The sequence below is a fragment of the Acidobacteriota bacterium genome, assembly GCA_039030395.1.
In the GTDB taxonomy this organism is placed as follows: domain Bacteria; phylum Acidobacteriota; class Thermoanaerobaculia; order Multivoradales; family JBCCEF01; genus JBCCEF01.
Genome location: JBCCEF010000016.1, coordinates 96,073 through 115,939, shown reverse-complemented (window position 1 = coordinate 115,939; position 19,867 = coordinate 96,073). Strand labels below are relative to the sequence as shown.

The window sequence follows — 19,867 nt, the reverse complement described above, 5'->3', positions numbered from 1 at the left end:
CTCTCTAGGGGGAACCGCCGACGACGACAAAGCCCGCCCAGAAGAAAGGATCCGAGAGATTGCCTTTTTCGAAGAACATCTCGAGCTGCGCCATCTGTAGAGCGTTTTCGGGGGAGGCCCCCTCACCCAGGTGTTTGTAGAAACCGCTCATCAACGCTGCAGAAGCGCCATCATCTACCCGCCAAAGGCCGCCCACCACCTGAGTAGCGCCACTGAGCAGAAAGGCATGGGTCAGGCCAAAGAAACCCTCTCCGGCAAACTGGCGACCCAAGACGCCTTCACAACCGCTGAGCACGACCAACTCCGGCCGCATTTTCAGCCGGTGAACCTGCCAGGCGTAGAGATCCTCCCCTCGCGACAACCGAATGCGAGAAAGCCCCGGCTCCTTCGAGTCGATTTCAATGTGGGTCGCGAAATGCCAGACCTGCGCGCCCGCTACGGCTTCACTGCCGAGCAGGCTCAAGGTCGCGTCGGCGCCGAGGGCGACAATGTGACGCTGACGAGGGGGTAGGTAGGGCAGGATGCTCGTGATCTCTCGGCGAGTACCGTGCAGGCGCTCGGTGCCAGCGGCGAAGGCCGGGTCGCCAAGCAACAGGACCTCGGCATTCCCCAATCGCTTCATCGCTCGACGCTGGAGGGCTAGCCACGCCGTGATCGACTGGATTCGTGTCACCGCATAGTCCTCCAGAATTCTGCGGTCCGACTCCGGAATCGGAAGGTACCCGAAGGGAATCCTCTCCAACTCACCCTCGGTCAACAGCAGAAGACGATTACGCCCCTCGAGGCAACCGAGAAAAGGGGGCAGCAGAGCTTGCGACAGGGCCTCCGCGTGACCCTCGCGTTTCACCCACAGCGACGGGCTCGCCGCCGGAACACTCAGGCCGTCCGCTAGCAGCGCGGCTCGTTCTTCGATTTCCGTTCTCGGAGGCAGCTTGGCGGCGGCGCAAAGGCCCTCCTCGGTCACCGCCCAGCCGTAGCTGGCGCTTTTCCCGAGTTCGTACATCAAGACCGCGAGGTCGTCGGGAAGCTCGGCGACGAGGTCCGACAAAGCCAACGGCTCGCGGAGGCCGGTTTCCCGAAAAGCCGGATTGCGTGCCAGGCGTTGGTTGCGAAGGGTCGAGAGGCGCTCGAGAAGAACCCGCATTTGGGCCGGGTCTCTCTGGTCCCCTGCGCCTCCCATCGGCCCCCGAAGGATCGCGGTCAGCTCTTTCTCCAAGATCCTTCGCTCGGCTTCCTCCTCCGCTGTCTCGCCCTCGGCCTCGCTGTCGACGATCAAATCTCCCAGGGCCCGGCCACGGGAGCGCTCGACGAGGTTGAAGGCCTGTTCGAGAAGGTCGCTCGTCGGATCCCTCAAACCACGCTCCATCTGGATTTGTACCGCCAGCTCGAAGGGCCGTTGTTGAGCGGCGAAATACGACGACTGGAGGAGCACATCATCGAGATCCCGGCGCTGATCCTCCGCCTTGTCAACGGCCGTCCGCAGTACCGCAAGTGCGCGGTCCAGTTCTTCGAGCTGAATCAGTGCTTCAGCTTCACCGATCCCCGGAATATGGGAACTCCACGCACTCCCCGATTCCTCGAAAAGGGACACAGAACTTTGAAACTTCTCCAGGGCACTGCGGTAATCCCCGAGAGCCATACGAGCGTTCGCTTCGCTACGCCGAACCTGGGCCCGATCCGCCGGGTCGTCGAAAGACTGGAAAGATCTCTCAAACAGACCGAGGGCGTCTTCAAAGTCACCGCGCCAATACGCCAGCACGCCCGAATTGTGGAGGTTCACCGCCCTCTGATAATCCGAAGCCGCGAATTCCACGGCTTGCCGTCGGTGCTCCTCGGCCGTTTCAAAATCGCCGCTCAAGGCATAGATTACGGTTCCCAGAGCATGGGCAATCGCCAGTTGATCCTTCGGCACGATATGCCTTTCACGCCAAGCTTCGAGCGCTTTGTCCAGAGCCGTTTGCGCCCCTGGCAACTCGCGCAGCTCCAGGTAAATGCGGGCTCGGCTGTGCCAGGCACTCGCCCGAACGGCCAGGACATCGTCGTCGACCGGGGCATCCTTCAGGACCGCGATGGCTTCGATATAGGAGTCGGTTGCTGCGCCGAGATCGCCCTTTTTCTTCCACAGCAGGCCGAGTCGCTGATGAGGCACCGCCAGGGAATACGGGTCGCCCGCTCGCTCTCGCAGAGGTATCGCTTGCAAGAAGGCATCGATCGCCTCATCGAGGTGGCCGCGATCCTCCTCGAGTTCAGCAATTCCCTCCAGCGCCGCGGCCGACTGGAACGGATCGTCCCTCGTTTCGTAAAGTCGAAACGCCTCTCGAAATCGCTCAATCCCTTCGGATCGGTGCGATTCCACTGCCTGAGGTGAGTACGAGGGGTCATTCGCGGCGGTCCGGGAGAGGTCCCGGGTCGCCAGTGCCCACTGGAAATGGCAGTCCGCTAGCCGGGTGACATCTTGGAGGACCTCGAAAACTCCTGTGGCCTTCTCAAACCACCTTCTGGCCTCTAGCGACCGAGCGCTTCGCCGGGCCAATACCCCCGACCAGAACCATCGTTCGGCCCGCGAGGCATCATGCTCGATGGACGTCGCTGGCCGCGACGGGTTCATCACGACGCGGACGCGGCCGCCGGATATGGGAGGCGCCGATTCGAGCAGAATCAGTCGATGTCGCCCGGCCTCCTCGGTGACCGCGCGAAGGCGCTCTTGGCCCTCGGGACCGGTCCAGCCGTCCACTTCCCATAGCAGTTGGCGATTCGGCCCCTCCCAGAGCAAAGCGACATCATAGGATTCCTGCTCGACCATGACATCGACCAGAACTCCGGCGTCGAACGCCCGATCTACCAGGACGACACCCGTCTCGGGAATCTTCTCTATGAGCCGTTTCTGAGGCGCGTTGTGGGGGCGATCACCGGCCGAAGTGGATGCCAGCAGGCCGAATATCGCCACCCAGCTCAGCTCGCGCAGTCCCGGCTTCGGCCGTCGAATCACCGAGCGGACTCGACCACGTCCAAGAGGAAGACCCCCACCACTCCACCGCTCAGTTCGCGCAACTCGATGCGATAGGTGCCTTCGGTATCGAAGATCCTGGCCGGCAGGCGGACCCACAGCTTGCTCTCGTGATCCACGGGCTGGTCCCCGGCATCCACCGGCAATCCCGGTGACGTCCAGCGTCGTGCCCAGGAGCCCTGGTCGTTTTGTAAGACGACGATCCGAAACAGACCACGAATCTCGTTCTCGAGCCGCTTCAACTCCAGGTCATAGTGTTCCCGTCCGTCGTCGATCACGAGTTCCGGAAGGCGTTGCGCTCCTTGGCCACTGCGGGTCGTCGCAACCGGCTGGAGCCAAAGATCGGCCGTCTGGGACAGCGGCTCCGGCGCCGCCGGAACGGAAATCCGCTGCATACCTGCCCACAGAGCCGTCCCGGCAACGAACAACAAAAGGACGGCCCGAAATGCCGGCTCGAGTCGCTTGAACGGCGAGAATGGCGCCAGGAAACTGGACAGGTCTCGATACTCAGCCAGGCATTGGTCACAGGTCTCCAGGTGAGCCTCGAGTTCCTGCCGTCGCGCTGCGGAAACTCGGTCGGTGTAAAAGTCCTCCCACTCCTCCAGCTCCGGATGAGGGCCGGTGAAGGATCTTCCCTCTTCGAGCGCCAGACGAGTCGCTCCGACGATCTCCATTTCGCTGTAAGTCGGTCGATCGGGTGGATTCTTGGCTACGCTCTGCATTTCCGAACTCCTCGTCCCCGGGGATCCCGATGATCGAAGTGAATTTCGTCGGTGAGGGGATCTCTGTACAAAAGCGCCCGAAGCGGGTCACTTTCGCTCCACTCTCCACCCTCGTCGTCCGTAGGGTCGATGCCCAGCCCAGCCATCTATTTCAGACCCTTTGCGAGCTTACTTCGCCCGTTCTTGAGGTGGACTCCCACCGTATTCGGCGCGATCCCCAAGCGCGCCGCAATCTCCTTCAAAGAGAATCCGTATGCTTTCAGGATCAGACACCGGCGCTGTTGGCGAGGCAGCTTCTGGATGCACCGGACGACCCTGCGCCACCATTCCTCGGTCACGGCGTCTTTGTCCGGTGATCGCCCACGGCGGTCCTCCAACTCGAAGTCTTCCGGAACTGGATCCACCGGCCTGAGCCTTTTGGTCCATTCGTAGTAGGCATTGCGGGCGATTCGGAAGACCCAGGTCTCCAACGAACTCTCGCCGCGAAAGGTCCCTACCCTTCTATAGATTCGATAGAAGATGATTTGGGTTAGGTCTTCACGGTCGGCGAAGGACGAAACGCCTTTCCGGTAGAGGAATCGCTCGATCTTTGGATAGAGGCAGTCGTAGATGAGGGTATAATTCTCGTTCGCACCGCGGCTCCGCTGCAGCTCCCGGGCGGCCTTGAGCAGAGCCTCTCTCGAGCACCGCCCCTCCCTCCTCAACGGTCCATCCCTCGCGGATTCGGCGGGCAGCGCGGAATCCTGACGAGCCTCTCGTGCTCGCCGCATGGCACTTGACCAGCTCCACCACGACGGGTGGTTCTCCGCCTCTCAGTCAAAGTCCGCAAGCCGTCCTACCGCCCCCGAGCCAGCCAGATCGGCCCCCGGCCGAGGCGCGATCGAATTTGACGCGAAAGAACTCCAGTGCAGTTTGCATTGCAGTATACCCGTAGACTTCGATTTCTTCAAACACGATGTTGAGCCGGCGCACGGTAGACATGTTCGGCGCCTGCGGTCACACTCCAGGTCATGGATCCCACTTCCTTCGATCGTCAGGCCCCGACCTTCGACGCTCGAGCCGGCCTGCCGGATGGCGCCCTCGCAGCGATGGCCCGAGCCGTCGCCGTCGAGGTTCTTTCGCCTGCTGCCGGCTGGCTGGTGGAGGTGGGCGCGGGTACCGGAAGACTGGGCCGCCGCCTCGAAGAGGCATGCGGCGCCTATGTGGCCTTCGATGGATCTTTCGAAATGCTGAGCCGAACCACCTGGGCGAGTGCGCCGAGGGTCCAGGCCGACGGGCGGAAGCCTTGGCCCTTCGCGGACGGCTCGGCTCGGGCAGTCTTTGCTTCCCGCGCGCTCCATCTGTTCGAGCCGGAGCATGCGGCGCGGCAAACGATGCGCCTTCTGGGCCCGCGTTCCGGAACCGCGCTCCTCCTCGCTTCCCGGCGGCGGGCGGCGGAAAGCGTGTCCGAGCGCCTGCGCCGGGAAATGCGGCGCAGGCTCGCCAAACAGGGCATTTTCGGCAAGGCGCGCGGGCGCTTCGAGAAGCGGTTGTTCGAACACTGTTGTCAGCAGGGCGCCGCGGTGATAGAACCAGTGGCCGTCTCGTCCTGGAACAGCACGGTGACGCCTGCCGATGCGATCGCCAACTGGCGTTCCAAGGAAGGTCTCGCCGGCCGCGCGGTTTCCCCCGCCGTCCAGGCCGAGGTGCTCGAACAACTCACCGCGTGGGCGGAGACGGAGTTTGGCGATCTCGCCGAGCCGCGCGAAGTGACCATGGCCTATGTTTTGACGGGGGTTCGTTGGTCCTGACAAGGAGGAAATCGTGAAGGACGAATTGCTTACCGCCCTGGGAAAGACGCTGGTCTCCGGCTCTTTGACGGACGATCGGGTGCTGGCCGAGACGTCGACCCAACCGGTGGTTCAGATCCTGCCGCAGGCAAATGTTCTCAAGATCGGCGGCCAGAGTTTCATCGACCGCGGTCGATCGGCGGTTTTTCCCCTGATCGACGAAGTGGTCGAGAATCTAGGCCGGCACGAGATGATTCTCGCCACCGGCGCCGGCACTCGCGCCCGCCACGCCTACAGCGTCGGAATCGACCTGGGGTTGCCCACCGGAGTGCTGAGTGTCCTCGGCACCTTCGTGTCGATGCAGAACGCCCGCATGTTGCACTATCTGCTGGCGAAGCACGGCATCCCGTTCATCGAACCGGTGCAGTTCCCGCAGCTTCCCCTCTACCTGGCGGAACGCGGGGCGGTGATCTTCTTCGGCATGCCGCCCTACACCTTCTGGCACCGCAATCCGGAGGTCGGCCGGATCCCGCCGCACCGCACGGACACCGGCGCCTATTTGATCTCCGAGGTCTTCGGGGCTCGCTCGATGATCTACATCAAGGACGAAGAGGGGCTCTACACGGCAGATCCCAAGAAGGACAAACACGCCAAGTTCATTCCCCAGGTCACCGTTTCCGAGCTGCTGGAAATGGACCTTCAGGACGTGGTGGTGGAACGCTCCGTCCTCCATCTGATGCAGAGCGCCCAGAATCGTCATTCGATCCAGGTGATCAACGGCCTGGTGCCCGGCAACCTGACCCGTGCCCTCGCCGGCGAGGCCGTCGGCACGACCATTACGGCGGACTCCTGATGAATGTGAACGACAAGCGTCACCACCTCGACTCCCTCTTGATGCGCGAGAGCCTGCTCGACAAGGATCTGCAGGAACGCACCGAAAGCCCGGTGTTCCGGATGCTGCCGGACGCCCATGTGGTCAAGATCGGCGGCCGCTCGATCATCGATGGCGGCCGCGACACGCTGGTGCCAATTGTCGACGTGATCGGCCGCGCCCTCGACGACCACAGCCTGATCATCGGTGCCGGTGGCGGCGTGCGCAGCCGGCACGTCTTTTCGATCGGAGTCGATCTCGGTTTGCCCACCGGCGCCCTGGCGCCCCTCGCGCAGGCGGACGCCCTGGGCAACGCCCACATTGTGGGCACCTTGCTGGCACCGCTCGGCGTGGTGGCCATTCCGCCGGAGATCTTCGGTCACCTGCTGCCGCTGTTTCTCAAGACGGCACCCGGCGTGATCTTCAGCGGCGTGCCGCCGTACGCCCTGTGGGAACATCCACCGACGGTGGGCCGCATCCCGCCACACCGGACGGACGCCGGGGCTTTCCTGTTGGCGGAGTGTTTTGGCTGCCGCTCGGTCACCCTGGTGAAGGATGTCGACGGTCTTTACGATCGCGATCCGAATCAACACCAAGACGCGGATTTCATCCCGGAAATCACCGTCGCCGAGCTGCGGGAGCGCCCCTTCGAGACGCTGCCCTTCGATCGGGTATTGATCGACATTTTGGATGCGGCGCGCCTGCTCGACTCTTTCCAGATCGTCAACGGCCTCCACCCGGAAAGAGTGCTCGCGGCGCTCGCTGGGGAGCACGTGGGAACGATCGTTCGGGCGAACTGAATCGGCCCGTGACCGCCCCGTCTTCCCCCGCGCCGGCCCGCGCCGCGCCACCCGACGTCGCTCGGGTGACCGCACTGGGCCATCGCTTCGGGGAGGTCGAGGCGCTGCGGGGAATCAACTGGTCGCTGCCGCCGGGGCGCTTGGTGGCGTTGGTCGGAGCCAACGGCGCCGGCAAGTCGACGCTGTTGGCGATCCTCTCGGGACGCCTGCGGCCGACCGCCGGCACGGTGTTGCTGTTCGGCGCTCGGCCGCGGCCGGATGGGCTGGAGCTGCGCCGCAGGATCTCCTTCTCCGGCCAGCGGCCAGCCCTCGATCCGGAGATGACCGGTCGCGAGCTGATGCAGCTCTTCGCCCTGCTCGACGGCGGTCCCTTGGAGACACCGGGTAGCCGCACCGTGCTCGACGGACTGGGGCTCGCCGAACACCTCGGCCGGCCGGTCAAAGCCTACTCCGGAGGCCTTCGACAGCGGCTACACCTGGCAATCGACGCAGCCCGCCATGCGGAGCTTCAGCTATGGGACGAGCCGACTTCGGCCCTCGATGTGCGCGGCCGAAGTTTTCTGTGGCGCCACCTTGTCGCGGAGGCCCGCTCCGGCAAGGCGGTGGTGGTGGCGAGCCACGACCTCGCCGCCGTCGAGGAGCACGCCGACGAGGTTCTCCTACTCCACCGCGGCCGTACTCTGACGGTCGGGCCGCCGGCCCCTTTGGTGGCCGAGCACGGCCTGGAAACCTTGACCTTCGAGGTATCGGCCGAGGCGCCGGCACCCGCTCCTCCGCTCGCCGGTCTCCCCGGAGTGGTGACCTTCGAGTGGTCCTCGGGCAAGCTTCAGATCGCCTGCCGAGACGGAGCGACAGCCGAAGGTCAGGTTCAGCACTGGCTAAAGAGCCAGGGCCTGGCGGTGCGCGAAGTGAAGCACCGCCAGCCGGACCTCGCGAGTGTCTACTTCCACCTCAGCTCCCAGCCCCTCGCAGAGCCCCACCGCCCCGGCGGAAGGGACGAGGCATGAGCGGCTTTTCGCCACGCGTCGCCGTCGGCTTCTTCCGGCGTACCTGGCGCCGGGTGCTCCGGCGACCGGTGCATCTGACCTTTTCGCTCGTCCAACCGCTGATGTGGATGGCCTTCTTCGGCTTTCTCTTCCAGCGGTTTCCGATCTCCGAGGGCCTCGACTACCGCACCTTTCTGGTTCCGGGCCTGTGTGCCATGACGGTGCTGTTCGGCGCCTCGCAGTCCGGCATCGACTGGATCCGGGACGACCAAAGCCGAATGCTCGAGCGGATGCTCGCCATGCCCTCGCCGGCGACCCATTTGCTCTTCGGCAAGCTGGCGGCGGACACCAGTCGCTTCTTGCTGCAAGCCCTCGCCGTCTTCGCCCTCGGCCTGGCGGTGGGGGCCGGGCCCTTCCGACCCAGCGCCTTCGGCCTGCTGAATGGTGGACTCGCCCTCGGCCTCTTCGGATTCGCCTTCGCCGGTGTGTCGAGCACCGTGGCCCTGTGGACCCGCAACCAGCAGTCGATGGCTACCTTTGTGCACCTGATCAACATGCCGATGCTGTTTACGAGCACGGCCCTGGTCCCCGAGCGAGAGATGCCCGGGTGGCTGGTCGAGATCTCCGTCTGGAATCCCCTGAGCTTGACCGTGAACGCGCTGCGGCCGTCCCTGCTGGCGGCTCGGGGGTTTGATTTCCTAGCCCTCGGGGTGCTGGCGGCACTGGCCGTTGTGGCCTTTCTCACCGCCCTCGGCGCCCTCGAGAGGATCCGCGCTTCATGAAGCTTCGGTTCCGCCGTCTGGCGGGCGCTTCTCTCCTCTTGCTGGCCGTGGCCGGGACGATCACCTGTGCTCCGCAGACCTCTCAGGAAGAGGTGGTGGTGTTCGGCGCCGCCAGCCTGCGCGATGCGCTGGTCGAGGTGGGTGTCGCTTTCCGCCGGGAGACCTCCCTGACGCCGGTGTTCAGTTTTGCCGGCTCGAACGTTCTCGCCCGGCAGCTCGAAGCCGCGCCGCTGGGCGACGTTTTCCTGTCGGCGAATGAACGCTGGATGGACTTCCTGGAGGAGCGCGGCCTACTGGTGCCGGAGTCGCGACGGCCAGTGCTCTCCAACGAACTGGCGCTCATCATCCACCGCGACGCGCCCTGGAACGTCGATGGGGTTGCATGGCTCGGTGACGGCCCCTATCGCCACCTGGCCCTGGCGGATCCAGACTCCGTGCCGGCGGGCCAGTACGCCAAGGGCTACCTCCAAGCCGTTCCCTGGGGCAAGACCGACGCCAGCCTGTGGCAGGCGGTCGCCGGCCGCGTTGCGCCAGCAGCCAACGTGCGGGCCGCCCTGGCGTTGGTGGAAGCCGATCCGGAGATCGTCGGCATGGTGTACCAAACCGATGCCCAGACCTCCGATCGGGTGCGGATCGCCCACCGCGTTGCCGCCGGCCAGGCGCCGCGCATCCTCTATCCGGCGGCTGCCATCGCCGGCAGCCCCAATCCGGCCGGCGCCGGACGTTTTCTCGAGTTCCTGAGTTCCGAAGCGGCCGGTGAGATCTTCGCCGCCCACGGCTTCGCCCCGGTCAGCGACGGAATGGGCATTCGCTGATGGATACGGGCACCTGGACCGCCCTCGCCCTCTCCTTCAAGGTGTCGACGGTCGCCACTCTTTTGGTGCTGATCCCGGCCACGGCGCTAGCCTATCTGCTGGCGCGCAAGGAATTTCCCGGCAAAAAGGTGCTCTCGACGGTGCTCCTTCTGCCGCTCGTCCTGCCGCCGACGGCGGTCGGCTTCATCCTGCTTCGGATCCTCGCCCAGGACGGCCCCCTCGGCCGGCAGAGCCTGGGCTTCGATCTCGGCTTCCTGCTCACCTGGCGCGGCGCGGTCCTGGCCGCCTCGGTGATGGCCCTGCCGCTGGTGGTGCGCACCGCCCGGGTGACCTTCGAGGGCATCGACCCGCGCCTGGAGATGATGGCCCGCACCCTCGGCCATTCTCGCCTCCGCACCTTTGTCGGCACCACTTTGCCGCTGGCCGTCCGCGGACTGTCCGCCGCCGCCATTCTCGGCTTTACCCGGGCGCTGGGCGAGTTCGGTGCCACGGTCACCCTCGCCGGCAGCATTCCCGGCCGCACCCGTACCCTCGCCTCGGCGATCTTCGCCGCCCAGCAGACCGGCGACGACAGCCGAGCCTACGTGCTCTGTGCCGTTGCCCTGGTGGCGGGCTTCGTCTCGATTCTCGCCTCGGAAGCCCTGGCGGGATCCTCCTGGAAGCGCCCGTGACGATTCTCCAGGTCCACCTCCACCTGCCCCTCGACGGTTTTGATCTCGAAGTCCGCTTCGAGACCCGTCGCCACGTGACCGGCCTCTTTGGCCCCTCCGGTTCCGGCAAGACGAGCCTGCTCGAAGGCATCGCCGGCCTGCGCCCGAGGGCCCAAGGTCGGATCGCCCTCGAAAGGGAGGTGTGGCTGGACTCCTCCGCCGGCCGGCGCCTGCCACCGGAACGGCGCCACCTGGGGTATGTGCCGCAGGACGGGCTGCTCTTCCCCCATCGCGACGTGCGCTCCAATCTTCTTTCCGGAGCGGACCGCGCCCAGTCCGAGGAAGAGACGCGCCGGAACCTGGCGGGCATTGTCGAGTTGCTCGAATTGGGGCCTCTGCTGGAGCGCATGCCGGCCCACCTCTCCGGCGGTGAGAGGCAGCGGGTGGCTCTGGGCCGCGCGCTGTGCTGCAACCCCCGGCTGTTGCTGTTGGACGAACCCTTGGCGTCGCTGGACCTGCCCCTGCGCCGGCGGTTGCTGCCCTTCCTGCGCCGAGTGCGGGACGAATGGCAGACCCCCATGCTGCTGGTTTCGCACGATCCCCTGGAGGTGCAGGCGCTGTGTGACGAAGTGGTCGCGCTGCGCCAGGGCCGGGTGCTCGCCCAGGGCGGCCCCGGTGACGTGTTGACGGATCCGGAAGTGTACCCGCTCGCCGTATCCGGCGGTTTCGAGAACCTCTACGAGGGTGAAGTGATCGGGCGCGACGCGCACACCTCGCGCCTGCGCCTGCGGTCCACGCGAGACGTCTCCGGCCCACAGGGAGGCCAGGCGCCCCTGCTGACCGTGCCGCGCACCGAGGCGGCACCGGGCCAGTCTCTGTTGGTCGGCATTCCGGCCCGGGAGGTCATTCTCGCCACCGAGGCTCCCGGGATTCTCTCGGCGCAGAACGTTCTCGCCGGCACCGTCGCCGATCTCGAACCGATGGAATCCCTGCGCCTCGCCCGGGTCGGCCTGGCAGACTCCGGCCTCGACATGCGAATCGAGGTGACGGCAGACTCCGCCCGGGAGTTGGATCTCGCCCCAGGGCGCCCGGTTTTTCTCATCCTCAAGGCCGCCGGCTGCCGTCTTTACGAAAGCGCCGCTCCGGCGGGCTGACAAAACCTCCGGTAGACTGCCGGCTGTTCAGCCCATGGATTTGGAAACCCTCCTGTTTCTCCTCGTTGCCCTGTTGGCGGTGGCGTCCGCGGTGTTGGCGACACAGTCGCGCCACGCCGGCATCGCGAGCCGCAGCCGTGCGGCCTTCTTGCTCTCCCTCGCTCCCCTTTATTCGCAGCTCGGAGCGCCGTACCTGGGGTTGCTCCAGCTCTGCTGGGCGCTGAGCGTCGCCTGGAAGGGCAGGAGCGCCGGGCCGCAGGACTCGAGGAGCGAGACCCCCTGGCTGCCGACGGCGGGCCTGCTGGCGGTGGGGGTCCTGTCGGCGACCCTCTGGTGGTCGACCTACCGGGACTTTCCGCGCCGGCCACCGCGCGGCGCCGTGGCGACCCTCTGGGAGCGGCCGGCGGACTTGCTGGAGCCGCTTTCTCTTGTCGGCTTGATGTTCATTCTCGCCGTTGCGGTTGGCTGGGCCGCCCGGCAGCCGGTGCAGGGTGACAAGGAGTGACCGTCTCCATCGCCTGGTACCTCGCCCTCGCCGCCCTGCTCTTCGCCTTGGGAGCTTGCGCCTTGCGCCGTAGCGAAGGGCGCGCCGTCGAGCTACTGGTGCATGCTTCGATCTTGGCCTTGGTGGCCGGTTCTCGCCTTCTCGACGACCTCACCGGACAGCGGCTAGCCCTGCTCGTGATGGTGATCGCCGCCACCTGGTTCTCGGTCTTTCGGCAGCGAGAGCCACCGCCGAGCAGCGAGGAGGACGAAGGAAGTTCATGACCCTCGCCGACCTTCCCCTGAGCGTGCGGGTCCTGTCGCCGGAACTGCTGCTGGTCGCCGCCGGCGGTGTGCTCGCCGTGGTCCCTCGAAAGGCCGGCTTGGGCACCGCCTCGAAGCGAGTTTCGGTGCTCGCGATCCTCGCCGTCGCCGCCGCTGCCGGTGCTTGGATGTGGGTGGTACCCGACGGCGAGGCCTTCGCCGGACGCCTCGCCGCCACCGAACTCAGCAAGATTCTCGGCCTGTTGATCCTCGGCGGTGCCGGCCTCACGCTGCTCGCGACCCTCGGCGCTGAGCCGGCGAGCCTCGCCGGTCGACGCCTTCCTCTCCTCCTGTGGATCCTCGCCACGGTGCTGCTGGCCTTGCGCTCGCAGGATCTCGTGCCCCTCGGGGTGGCGCTGGCGATCGCCTCCCTCGGGTCCTCAGGCTGGTTTCGGCCGGGCGATCCACGGCGCTCGGAGCACGCGCAATCGGCTTGGGTGGTCACCGCGACGTTCATTTACGCCACCGCCATCCTCTACGGCGAAACCGGCGCCACTCGGATCGACGCCATCGCCGGGGCCTTTGCCGTCGGCCTGACCGGCTCCACCGTCCTCGCTCACCTCGGCCTCTTCCTGCTTCTCCTCGCCACCCTCTGGCGCGGCGGCCTGGTGCCTTTTCATCGCGGCGCTACGGCTCTCTTCGAAACCGTCTCGCCGGCGGTTTTTTTCTTGACGACGGTACTTCGGGTCTTGGGCCTGAGCCTTCTCGCCCGCCTACTGACGATCGCCGTTTACGCCGCGGATCTACCGCGATTCCGGGGAATCCTGGTCCTCGGAGCGGCTTCGATGATGCTCGGGTCGCTGGTCGCTGTGGCGCGCCGGGACCTCCCCGGCACCTTCGGCTACTTGCTGCTGGCCCACTTGGGGATGGCGATCCTGCCGTTGGCCTCGCCGGAGCCGCAGCTTCGGGGCGTCATCTACGCCGCCGCTACCGCTGTTGCGGCGGCGGTGGCCACGGTGGTCGGCATCGCAGACCTTGGCCGGCGGCAAGACTTCGCCGGCCTCGGCCGGCATCGCCCTTCGGCCGCGCTCGGTCTTCTGCTCTCCCTGGCGGCTCTTTCCGGTCTACCGCTCACCGCCGGCTTCGGCAACGCCTGGACCGCCGCACAGTGGGCGCTCGGGCAAGATCTGCCGATCCTGGCGGCCGGTGTGCTGGCGAGCTGCTGCCTCGGTCTTCTGCTGACCGTCCGAATCGGCCGTGATCTGTTCCGCCAGGGGGTGGAAAAGCAAGGAAGGGATACGATGCTGGCGGACTTCGCTTCTTCTGCTGGCTCCCGCCTCGCCCTGTCGGCTGCCGGAGCCGCCTTGATAGGGGGCGGTGTCATCTTTCTCCTGCGACTTGCCTAGAGTGCTCTAAGCCATGCCCGAGTTTTCGCCCCGCACCCTCAATCGGCTGTCCGTGTATCTCCGTTCCTTGCGTCACCTTCAAGCGCAGGGTGTGCGCCGCGTGTCGTCGCGGGAGCTGGCGGAGCGCTATCTGCTGTCCGCCACCCAGATCCGCAAGGACCTCGCCCAGTTTGGGGAGTTCGGCATTCGGGGAGTCGGCTACAACGTGGACCACCTCGCCGCCCACCTGAACGCCCTCTTCGGCCTCGACCAGTTCCATCCGCTGGTGATCGTCGGGATGGGAAACCTCGGGCGAGCGCTGGTGCGGCATTTAGGGTTCAACCAGGGGTCCTTCCGGGTGGTGGCGGCAGTCGATCGCGATCCGGCCAAGATCGGCCTGGCCCTGGGTGACTTCGCGGTACGTGATTTTCGGAATCTCGCCGCGGTGGTAGCGGAATCGCAGGCCCGTATTGGAGTGCTGGCGGTACCGACGGACGAAGCCCAGGGAGGCTACGACGCACTGGTCGACGCGGGCATCGCCGCGGTGCTCAATTTCGCGCCGCAGCGGCTGCGTCAGCGGCCGGAGGTGCCCCTGAAGAATGTGGACCTGCGGGTTCACCTGGAAGAGCTGGCGTTTCAGATCCGGGACGAGGGAGATCCAGCGGAAGGCGCGGACGACTGAGCCTCAGGTCACCCAGCGTCAGCTTCCCGCCCGCCATCACAGCGTCCAGCGACAGCCGAAGCACCACGAATCGCGACCCCCGCCACAACACCTCCGCCGGCGGCAGCCGCAGCCGCTCGCCGGGAAGATCCGCGAGCACCAGCAAAAGGTCCTTCGTCGCGGGGGCCAGCACCACTTCCGAGAAAATTCGTTCGAAGGGCTGACGGTCACCCGGCGAACGCTCCGCGAAACCCTGCTGCGGTACCAAAAAGAGGGCCGGATAGGCCGGCAGGTACCACTGCAGATGGCGGTGCCACGGATACAGAAAGCCTTCGGCCCCGGCGCCGCCGGTACCGGCGAGTTCCATCGAAGCCACCACCGAGGATTCCGGCGGGTAGGCCGAAACCACAGCGACCATCCGGTCCAGTTCGGCCTCGAAACGCCGGATTTCTCCGGCGTTGTGCTCGTGGCGCAGGATGGCGAAGGCACGGTGCTGATCCGGCCTCCGATCCTCACCGAAAAGGAAGACTCCGCCCCCCACCACCGTCGCGATCAGGCCCGCGACGAGCTGTCCACGACGCCCCAGGCCGGACCACAGGACAGCGAAGGCGACCAGCAAGCCCGGCAGGTAGACCAGGGTGTAGCCGGCCTTGGTGATGTGGAAAAGGGCGAAGAAGAGCACCGCAGGCAGAGTCCACATCAGCAGCCAGACCGAGCCTCGCCGCAGCCGGCGCCAGCCGGCGGCCAGGGGAAGGCCGCTGAGCAAGACAGAACACCCGACGAGGGCCGGCAGCATGCCCTGTAGGGTCCATTTGACCATCACCTCGACGTGGTGTGCCAGCGCCGCCAGGCCGGCGCCGTACAGCACCGAGGTCTGCGGCAAGAGGGTCGTAAAGTGGCTCTGGCCGACGGTCCGGTAGATGCCATATCCCCCAGCGGCCGTGATCAACGGCACGAACCACGCCGCGATCGCCGCACCGCCGGTCAACACCCCGAGAGCGAAGTCGCTCCAGGTGGCTTGGCGACGGAGTACCGTTCGCAGGGCGCTGAAGACCAGTAGCGGGAACAGGAGCACCAAGGTCGAGGGGCGCATGCCCCCGGCCAAAGCGAAGGCTGCACAGGCCGTGAGGAACGCTCGCCGCCCCTCCCCCATCCGAGCCGCCAGGTAGGCGAGGATCACCGTCATTCCACCCTCGACGGCATAGACCAGCGGCAACTCGCCGTAAAACCAGAGGAGTGGATTGCTGGCGTAGAGGACGCCGGCCAGGAGCCCGGCGGCGCGGCCGGAGGAATCCTCGCCAGGAGGGTCATCGGCCCGCCCGTCGCGGGCGAGTCGCTGGGCCAGGCGAACCGCCGCATAGGTACCCCCGGCGGCCGTCAGCTGGGAAAGGGTCACCATCGCCGCCAGCGGCGGCAAACCCAACCAGCCCAGAGCTTTACAGAACCCGATGTAGAGAGGATACCCGGGCGGATGCGGTTGATGGGCCGCGAGGTCGAAGTGCTCGATGCCGAGGGCGAACTGGACGGAATCGTGGTCCCACAAGCGCCGGGCGACGAACGGCAGGCGCAGCGCCAGGGCACCGACAGCGAGAGCCAAGCCGTCGCGCCGCAGACTCACGGCCCCACCGCCTCGCCGAGACGGCGTTCGAGCACTGGGTCGATGACTACCGGGTAGGGTTCGCCGCGACTGACCTCCAGGGCACGCAGGCGCAGCGGCAGGCGGCCAAGCTGGTCGAGGCAATGGCGGCGGGCCGCCTCGGCGGGAAAATGCTCGAGGATCTCGCCACCGGCCATCACCGACCGAAGAAGGCGCTGCGCCTCTGGATACTCCCCTTCGGCCTCCCGCGGGATCACCAGGTCGCGCAGAAAGCGGCCGTCGGCCTCGCTCCGAATCACCTGCTTGATGCCCGGATAGCTGCGCTTGCCGGCGCTCGCCTTGTAGTGCATCGAGCGGCGGCCTTCGCGAGTCGATTCGACCAGCTTGTAGACCCCCGAGAGGGCCGGCGCATCGGCCGAGGTGGAAAGCTCGGTACCAACGCCCCAGGCGTCGATCGGCGCCCCGGCTGCCCGCAGATCCGCGATACGCCGTTCGTCCAGGTCGCCGGAGGCGAAAATCTCGGCGTCCGGACGGCCGCCTTCGTCGAGCAGGCGGCGGGCTTTCCGGGCAAGTTCGCCGAGGTCGCCGCTGTCGAGGCGAATGCCCTGAAAGGGCAGGCCGCTGGCGAGCGCTTGGCGCACGCCGGCGAGGGTGTCGTAGGTATCGACCAACAAGATCGAGTGCTCCGGATAGAGCCGGTGGTAGTGGCGGAAGGCGTCCGCCTCGCGCTCGAAGGACATCACGTAGCTGTGCGCCATGGTGCCGACCACGGGAATGCCCTCACGGTTCCCGGCGAGCACATTGGAGGTGGCGTCCACTCCCCCAACGTAGGCCGCCCGGGCCGCCCACAGGGCCGCCTGCGGACCGTGTGCCCGTCGGCTGCCGAACTCCGCCAGCCGGCCTTCCGGGCCGGCGGCCAGGCGCAGCCGCGCCGCCTTCGAGGCGATCAACGACTGGAAGTTCAGGATCGACAGCAGCAGCGTTTCGACGAGCTGCGCTTCGAGCAACGAGCCCGTAACGCTCACCGCCGGTGTTTCCGGGAAGAACACGGTGCCCTCGGCCATCGCCCGCACATCGCCGCGAAAACGGAACGACGCCAAGGTCTCGAAGAAGTCTTCGCCGGCGCGGGAGAACATCGGCAGCGATCGCAGATAGGCGAGTTGCTCCGCTCCGAAGCGCACCGCCGCCAAGGCCGCCAAGGCTTGCGGTAGGCCGGCGAACACGAGGAAGTTGCGCTGCCTCGGAAGGCGGCGTACCCACAGCTCGAAGGTTGCCTGCACTGGCGGTCCGTCCCCCTGCCGCCGATGGTATGCCCCGGCCATGGTGAGCTGGTACAGGTCCGTCGCCAGGGCGAGGTCCGCGGAGGAAAGCAGGAGAGGGTCGGGTTGGCTCATGAGTTGCCGGTTCTACCCCTGCCCGCCGCCGTTGGGACGGTAGAAGCTCAAGACGGTCTCACCGTAGCGCCGCTCGTCCACTTGTAGTAGGGCCGGCACCTTCGAAGGCATCGGACGTCGGGCGGAGTGCTCCAGCACCAGTTCGCCGGCGGCGGCGAGGAGCGGGCCGACGGCGGTGAGGAGGTCGTCGTAGGCGCGGTAGCCGTAGGGGGGATCGGCGAAAACCAGTTGGAAGGTCGGTGGGATCGGTTCCGACCGCAGGCGCTTGAGAACCGCCACCACCTCACCGCGCAGGACCTCCACCCTTCGCGAGCCGACCGCCGCGAGATTCTCTTCGAGCAAATTCGTCCGCTGATCGACGGCCACCACCTCCCCGGCGCCCCGCCCCTCGCCTTCCAGGCTGATCGCTCCGCTGCCGGCGAACAGATCGAGCAGTTGGGCGTTCTGTAGCTGCGCTCCCCATATTGAGAACAGGGCCTCCCGTACCCGGCCTTCCGTCGGCCGCAGATCCTGGCCGACTTTCAACTTGCGCCCGCGAAAGGCGCCGCCGGATAGCCGCAGGGTTCTCTTCCCGCCACCTTGCCTTCGTCTCACCGGCGCGCTTCCACGGCGACGAACTGGCTCGGCAGCTTCTTCGGTTCAATGTAGAGCACCAACGGAATGTCCAGGCCGCGCAGTTCGACCCCCTTGCCGTCGGCGGTGAACGAGATCACCCGGAAACGGTGTCCATCCTCGCGCCGCAAAATGTCGCCCACCGCCGGGGAGTAGTCCAGCGGCAACCGATCCTCCCCCCGTACCGGCCCAAGTTGGTCGGCCAGGGTTTCGACGATGGAGACCAAACGGTTGAGTCCCAAGGACTGCGAACCGAAGCGCTGGAACTCGAAGCTCTCCTCCTCACGTTCCGGCAGATTCAAGGTCAGCTCGCAGCGATCCACCCAGTCGCCGCCCGGTCCGGCGGTGCCGATGGCGGCTTCGGAGGTCTCGACCTCCGACAGCAGGCGAAGGTATTCCTCGACCTCCGAGGGTGACACCTCGCCGAGCGCCATCTTCTCCTCGCCGGGAGGCCCTTCCTTGAGGCGTACCGTGCCGTTGGCGAACAGGGTGAGATCCCGCCGCTGGAGGTCGCTCCGACAGTCCAGGCGTACACGCTCGGTGCCCTGGAGCGAACCTTCGCCGGCCGCCGAGGCGGCACCCGATAGCAAGGCGACCAAAATGACGGGCCCGGAGGCTTTCACGATAGGGATTGCCATATCCGCAGAGCATATGCCAGCTCTTCCGCCGGCCCGATGGTGCCGTCCACCAAGGCGCCGTGGGTTCGCGTCAGGGCTTCACCGAGGGCGGGCCCCGGCCGGGCTCCGGCGGCGATCAAGGTGGCGCCGGTCACCTTTGGCGACGGAGCTCCCTCGAAGATCTCGATCCATCGCCGAAGGCCCCCGTTCCGTGCCCACAGGCGAGCCCGCACCGCCGTCGGTAGATTCCCCAACTCCGCGGTGAGCAGAACTCCGTAGCGCTCTCCGGCGGCCGTCAGGCGCTTCGCCAGATCCGCTGACGGGCGGGCCAGAAGCTCTCCGGCGGTGGCCCTGGAAAGGCCTAATCGTTCGACCAGGGCGGACGCCTCCGCCGACTCCAGCGCATCGAGTATGGCGCCGAAGGCGACGGTCCAGGGAGGCGCCGTACCGGACCGTTGGCGCCAACGGTGAGCCCCTCGCTCCAATTCCTCATCGGCGGGCGGCGAGGTGGCCAGTCTTGGGTCCAGAGCCCGCCATAGGCCGAGGGCGCGAGCGGCGGCGGCGTAGGCTGCGGGTCGCAGGCCGCCTTCGTCCTCGAACAAATACTCGATCTCCCGGGCCAGACGCGGGCCGGACAGGGTTTCCAGCGCTCGCCCCGCCACCGCCTGGCCGGCCCAACGGGCGGACTCAGGCTCCAGCTTGAACCCCAGCCGGGCGGCGAAACGGGCCGAGCGCCAAAGGCGAGTCGGATCATCTGAGAAAGACCCCTGGTGGAGCACCCGCAGATGCCGCGAGCGAAGATCCTCACGGCCGCCATGGGGATCGTGCAGCGGCCCTGACAGGCTCTCCGCCAGCTCGATGGCCATGGCGTTGACGGTGAAGTCACGGCGCCGAAGGTCCGATTCGAGGTCTCCCGGCCGCACCGCCGGCAGGTGACCGGGCGCCGGATAACTCTCCCGGCGCAAGGCGGCGAAATCCAATCGCTCACCGGTCGCGAGATCGAGCCGCCAGGTCGCGAATCGCTGATGTTCTGTCACGGCGCCTCGCAGAGCTTCGGCCGCTCGCTGGACGAGCGATTCCGCGTCACCGTCCACGGCCAGATCGAGATCCGTAACGGGGCGACGGAGCAGCAGGTCCCGAACCGGTCCCCCCACCAGGTAGCGTCGCGGGCCGGGCAGGTCCGCCAGCACTCCCAGCAACCGGCCGAGGGGCTGTTGCTGGAACTCCCGGAGAGCGCCGGAGGTTTCTGCGGAAAAACTACCCATCGGGGTATCGTAGCCTTCATCGACCTCGCTCGC

19 protein-coding genes and 1 pseudogene are annotated in these 19,867 nt (G+C 66.6%); 12 read left to right on the top strand and 8 right to left on the bottom strand.

What is annotated here, in order from left to right:
- Window positions 1-4: 4 nt before the first annotated feature.
- The 3 genes from AAF481_14935 to AAF481_14925 all read right to left on the bottom strand — a co-directional run bounded on the left by AAF481_14935 (window position 5) and on the right by AAF481_14925 (window position 4,499).
- Window positions 5-2,989: a CHAT domain-containing tetratricopeptide repeat protein gene (locus AAF481_14935; protein ID MEM7482468.1), complete on the bottom strand. Its 2,985-nt coding sequence runs from the start codon at window positions 2,987-2,989 to the stop codon at window positions 5-7.
- Window positions 2,986-3,729 (bottom strand): hypothetical protein, encoded by a 744-nt coding sequence (locus AAF481_14930; GenBank protein MEM7482467.1) that lies wholly within the window; start codon window positions 3,727-3,729, stop codon window positions 2,986-2,988. Before AAF481_14930 ends, AAF481_14935 begins: the two co-directional genes overlap by 4 nt.
- A 146-nt stretch (window positions 3,730-3,875) precedes the next feature.
- Window positions 3,876-4,499, bottom strand: coding sequence for an RNA polymerase sigma factor (locus tag AAF481_14925; protein MEM7482466.1), 624 nt, complete (start codon window positions 4,497-4,499; stop codon window positions 3,876-3,878).
- 240 nt (window positions 4,500-4,739) lie between these two features.
- On the opposite strand from AAF481_14925, the gene AAF481_14920 reads away from it, so the two are divergent.
- From AAF481_14920 to AAF481_14865, 12 genes are read left to right on the top strand one after another with little or no spacing between them, the layout of a single operon-like run.
- The gene (locus AAF481_14920; protein MEM7482465.1) at window positions 4,740-5,519 is read left to right on the top strand and encodes a class I SAM-dependent methyltransferase; all 780 of its coding nucleotides are present in this window, start codon (window positions 4,740-4,742) and stop codon (window positions 5,517-5,519) included.
- A 13-nt stretch (window positions 5,520-5,532) separates the two neighbouring features.
- The gene (locus AAF481_14915) at window positions 5,533-6,351 is read left to right on the top strand and encodes a uridine kinase (GenBank protein MEM7482464.1); all 819 of its coding nucleotides are present in this window, start codon (window positions 5,533-5,535) and stop codon (window positions 6,349-6,351) included.
- Entirely contained in the window at window positions 6,351-7,169 is an 819-nt protein-coding gene (locus AAF481_14910) for a uridylate kinase (protein MEM7482463.1), read from the top strand. Before AAF481_14915 ends, AAF481_14910 begins: the two co-directional genes overlap by 1 nt.
- A gap of 8 nt (window positions 7,170-7,177) precedes the next feature.
- On the top strand, window positions 7,178-8,176 hold the full coding sequence (locus AAF481_14905; GenBank protein ID MEM7482462.1) for an ABC transporter ATP-binding protein: 999 nt from the start codon (window positions 7,178-7,180) through the stop codon (window positions 8,174-8,176).
- Window positions 8,173-8,937 carry an ABC transporter permease gene (locus tag AAF481_14900; protein ID MEM7482461.1) on the top strand — a complete coding sequence of 255 codons (765 nt, stop codon included), beginning with the start codon at window positions 8,173-8,175 and terminating at the stop codon, window positions 8,935-8,937. The genes AAF481_14905 and AAF481_14900 overlap by 4 nt, the downstream gene beginning before the upstream one ends.
- Complete coding sequence (modA, locus tag AAF481_14895) at window positions 8,934-9,752, top strand: molybdate ABC transporter substrate-binding protein (GenBank protein ID MEM7482460.1); 819 nt, start codon at window positions 8,934-8,936, stop codon at window positions 9,750-9,752. Before AAF481_14900 ends, modA begins: the two co-directional genes overlap by 4 nt.
- The gene (gene modB, locus AAF481_14890) at window positions 9,752-10,423 is read left to right on the top strand and encodes a molybdate ABC transporter permease subunit (GenBank protein ID MEM7482459.1); all 672 of its coding nucleotides are present in this window, start codon (window positions 9,752-9,754) and stop codon (window positions 10,421-10,423) included. The genes modA and modB overlap by 1 nt, the downstream gene beginning before the upstream one ends.
- On the top strand, window positions 10,420-11,556 hold the full coding sequence (gene modC, locus AAF481_14885; protein ID MEM7482458.1) for a molybdenum ABC transporter ATP-binding protein: 1,137 nt from the start codon (window positions 10,420-10,422) through the stop codon (window positions 11,554-11,556). Before modB ends, modC begins: the two co-directional genes overlap by 4 nt.
- 34 nt (window positions 11,557-11,590) lie before the next feature.
- On the top strand, window positions 11,591-12,061 hold the full coding sequence (locus tag AAF481_14880; protein ID MEM7482457.1) for a hypothetical protein: 471 nt from the start codon (window positions 11,591-11,593) through the stop codon (window positions 12,059-12,061).
- Window positions 12,058-12,324 carry an NADH-quinone oxidoreductase subunit K gene (locus AAF481_14875; protein ID MEM7482456.1) on the top strand — a complete coding sequence of 89 codons (267 nt, stop codon included), beginning with the start codon at window positions 12,058-12,060 and terminating at the stop codon, window positions 12,322-12,324. Before AAF481_14880 ends, AAF481_14875 begins: the two co-directional genes overlap by 4 nt.
- Window positions 12,321-13,709, top strand: a complete 1,389-nt coding sequence (locus tag AAF481_14870) for a proton-conducting transporter membrane subunit (protein MEM7482455.1) — start codon at window positions 12,321-12,323, stop codon at window positions 13,707-13,709. The genes AAF481_14875 and AAF481_14870 overlap by 4 nt, the downstream gene beginning before the upstream one ends.
- 13 nt (window positions 13,710-13,722) lie before the next feature.
- A complete protein-coding gene (locus AAF481_14865) occupies window positions 13,723-14,370 on the top strand; it encodes a redox-sensing transcriptional repressor Rex (GenBank protein MEM7482454.1) in 648 nt (215 codons plus the stop codon).
- A 1,039-nt stretch (window positions 14,371-15,409) separates the two neighbouring features.
- Here AAF481_14865 and AAF481_14860 read toward each other — a convergent pair.
- From AAF481_14860 to AAF481_14840, 5 genes and pseudogenes are all read right to left on the bottom strand, one after another.
- Window positions 15,410-15,967 (bottom strand): annotated as a pseudogene (locus AAF481_14860) (DUF2723 domain-containing protein).
- Window positions 15,964-17,340: a nicotinate phosphoribosyltransferase gene (locus AAF481_14855; GenBank protein ID MEM7482453.1), complete on the bottom strand. Its 1,377-nt coding sequence runs from the start codon at window positions 17,338-17,340 to the stop codon at window positions 15,964-15,966. Before AAF481_14855 ends, AAF481_14860 begins: the two are co-directional and overlap by 4 nt.
- 12 nt (window positions 17,341-17,352) lie before the next feature.
- Window positions 17,353-17,934 carry a 16S rRNA (guanine(966)-N(2))-methyltransferase RsmD gene (rsmD, locus tag AAF481_14850; protein MEM7482452.1) on the bottom strand — a complete coding sequence of 194 codons (582 nt, stop codon included), beginning with the start codon at window positions 17,932-17,934 and terminating at the stop codon, window positions 17,353-17,355.
- Entirely contained in the window at window positions 17,931-18,575 is a 645-nt protein-coding gene (locus AAF481_14845) for a hypothetical protein (protein ID MEM7482451.1), read from the bottom strand. The genes rsmD and AAF481_14845 overlap by 4 nt, the downstream gene beginning before the upstream one ends.
- Complete coding sequence (locus AAF481_14840; protein ID MEM7482450.1) at window positions 18,572-19,834, bottom strand: hypothetical protein; 1,263 nt, start codon at window positions 19,832-19,834, stop codon at window positions 18,572-18,574. Before AAF481_14840 ends, AAF481_14845 begins: the two co-directional genes overlap by 4 nt.
- Window positions 19,835-19,867: the final 33 nt, after the last annotated feature.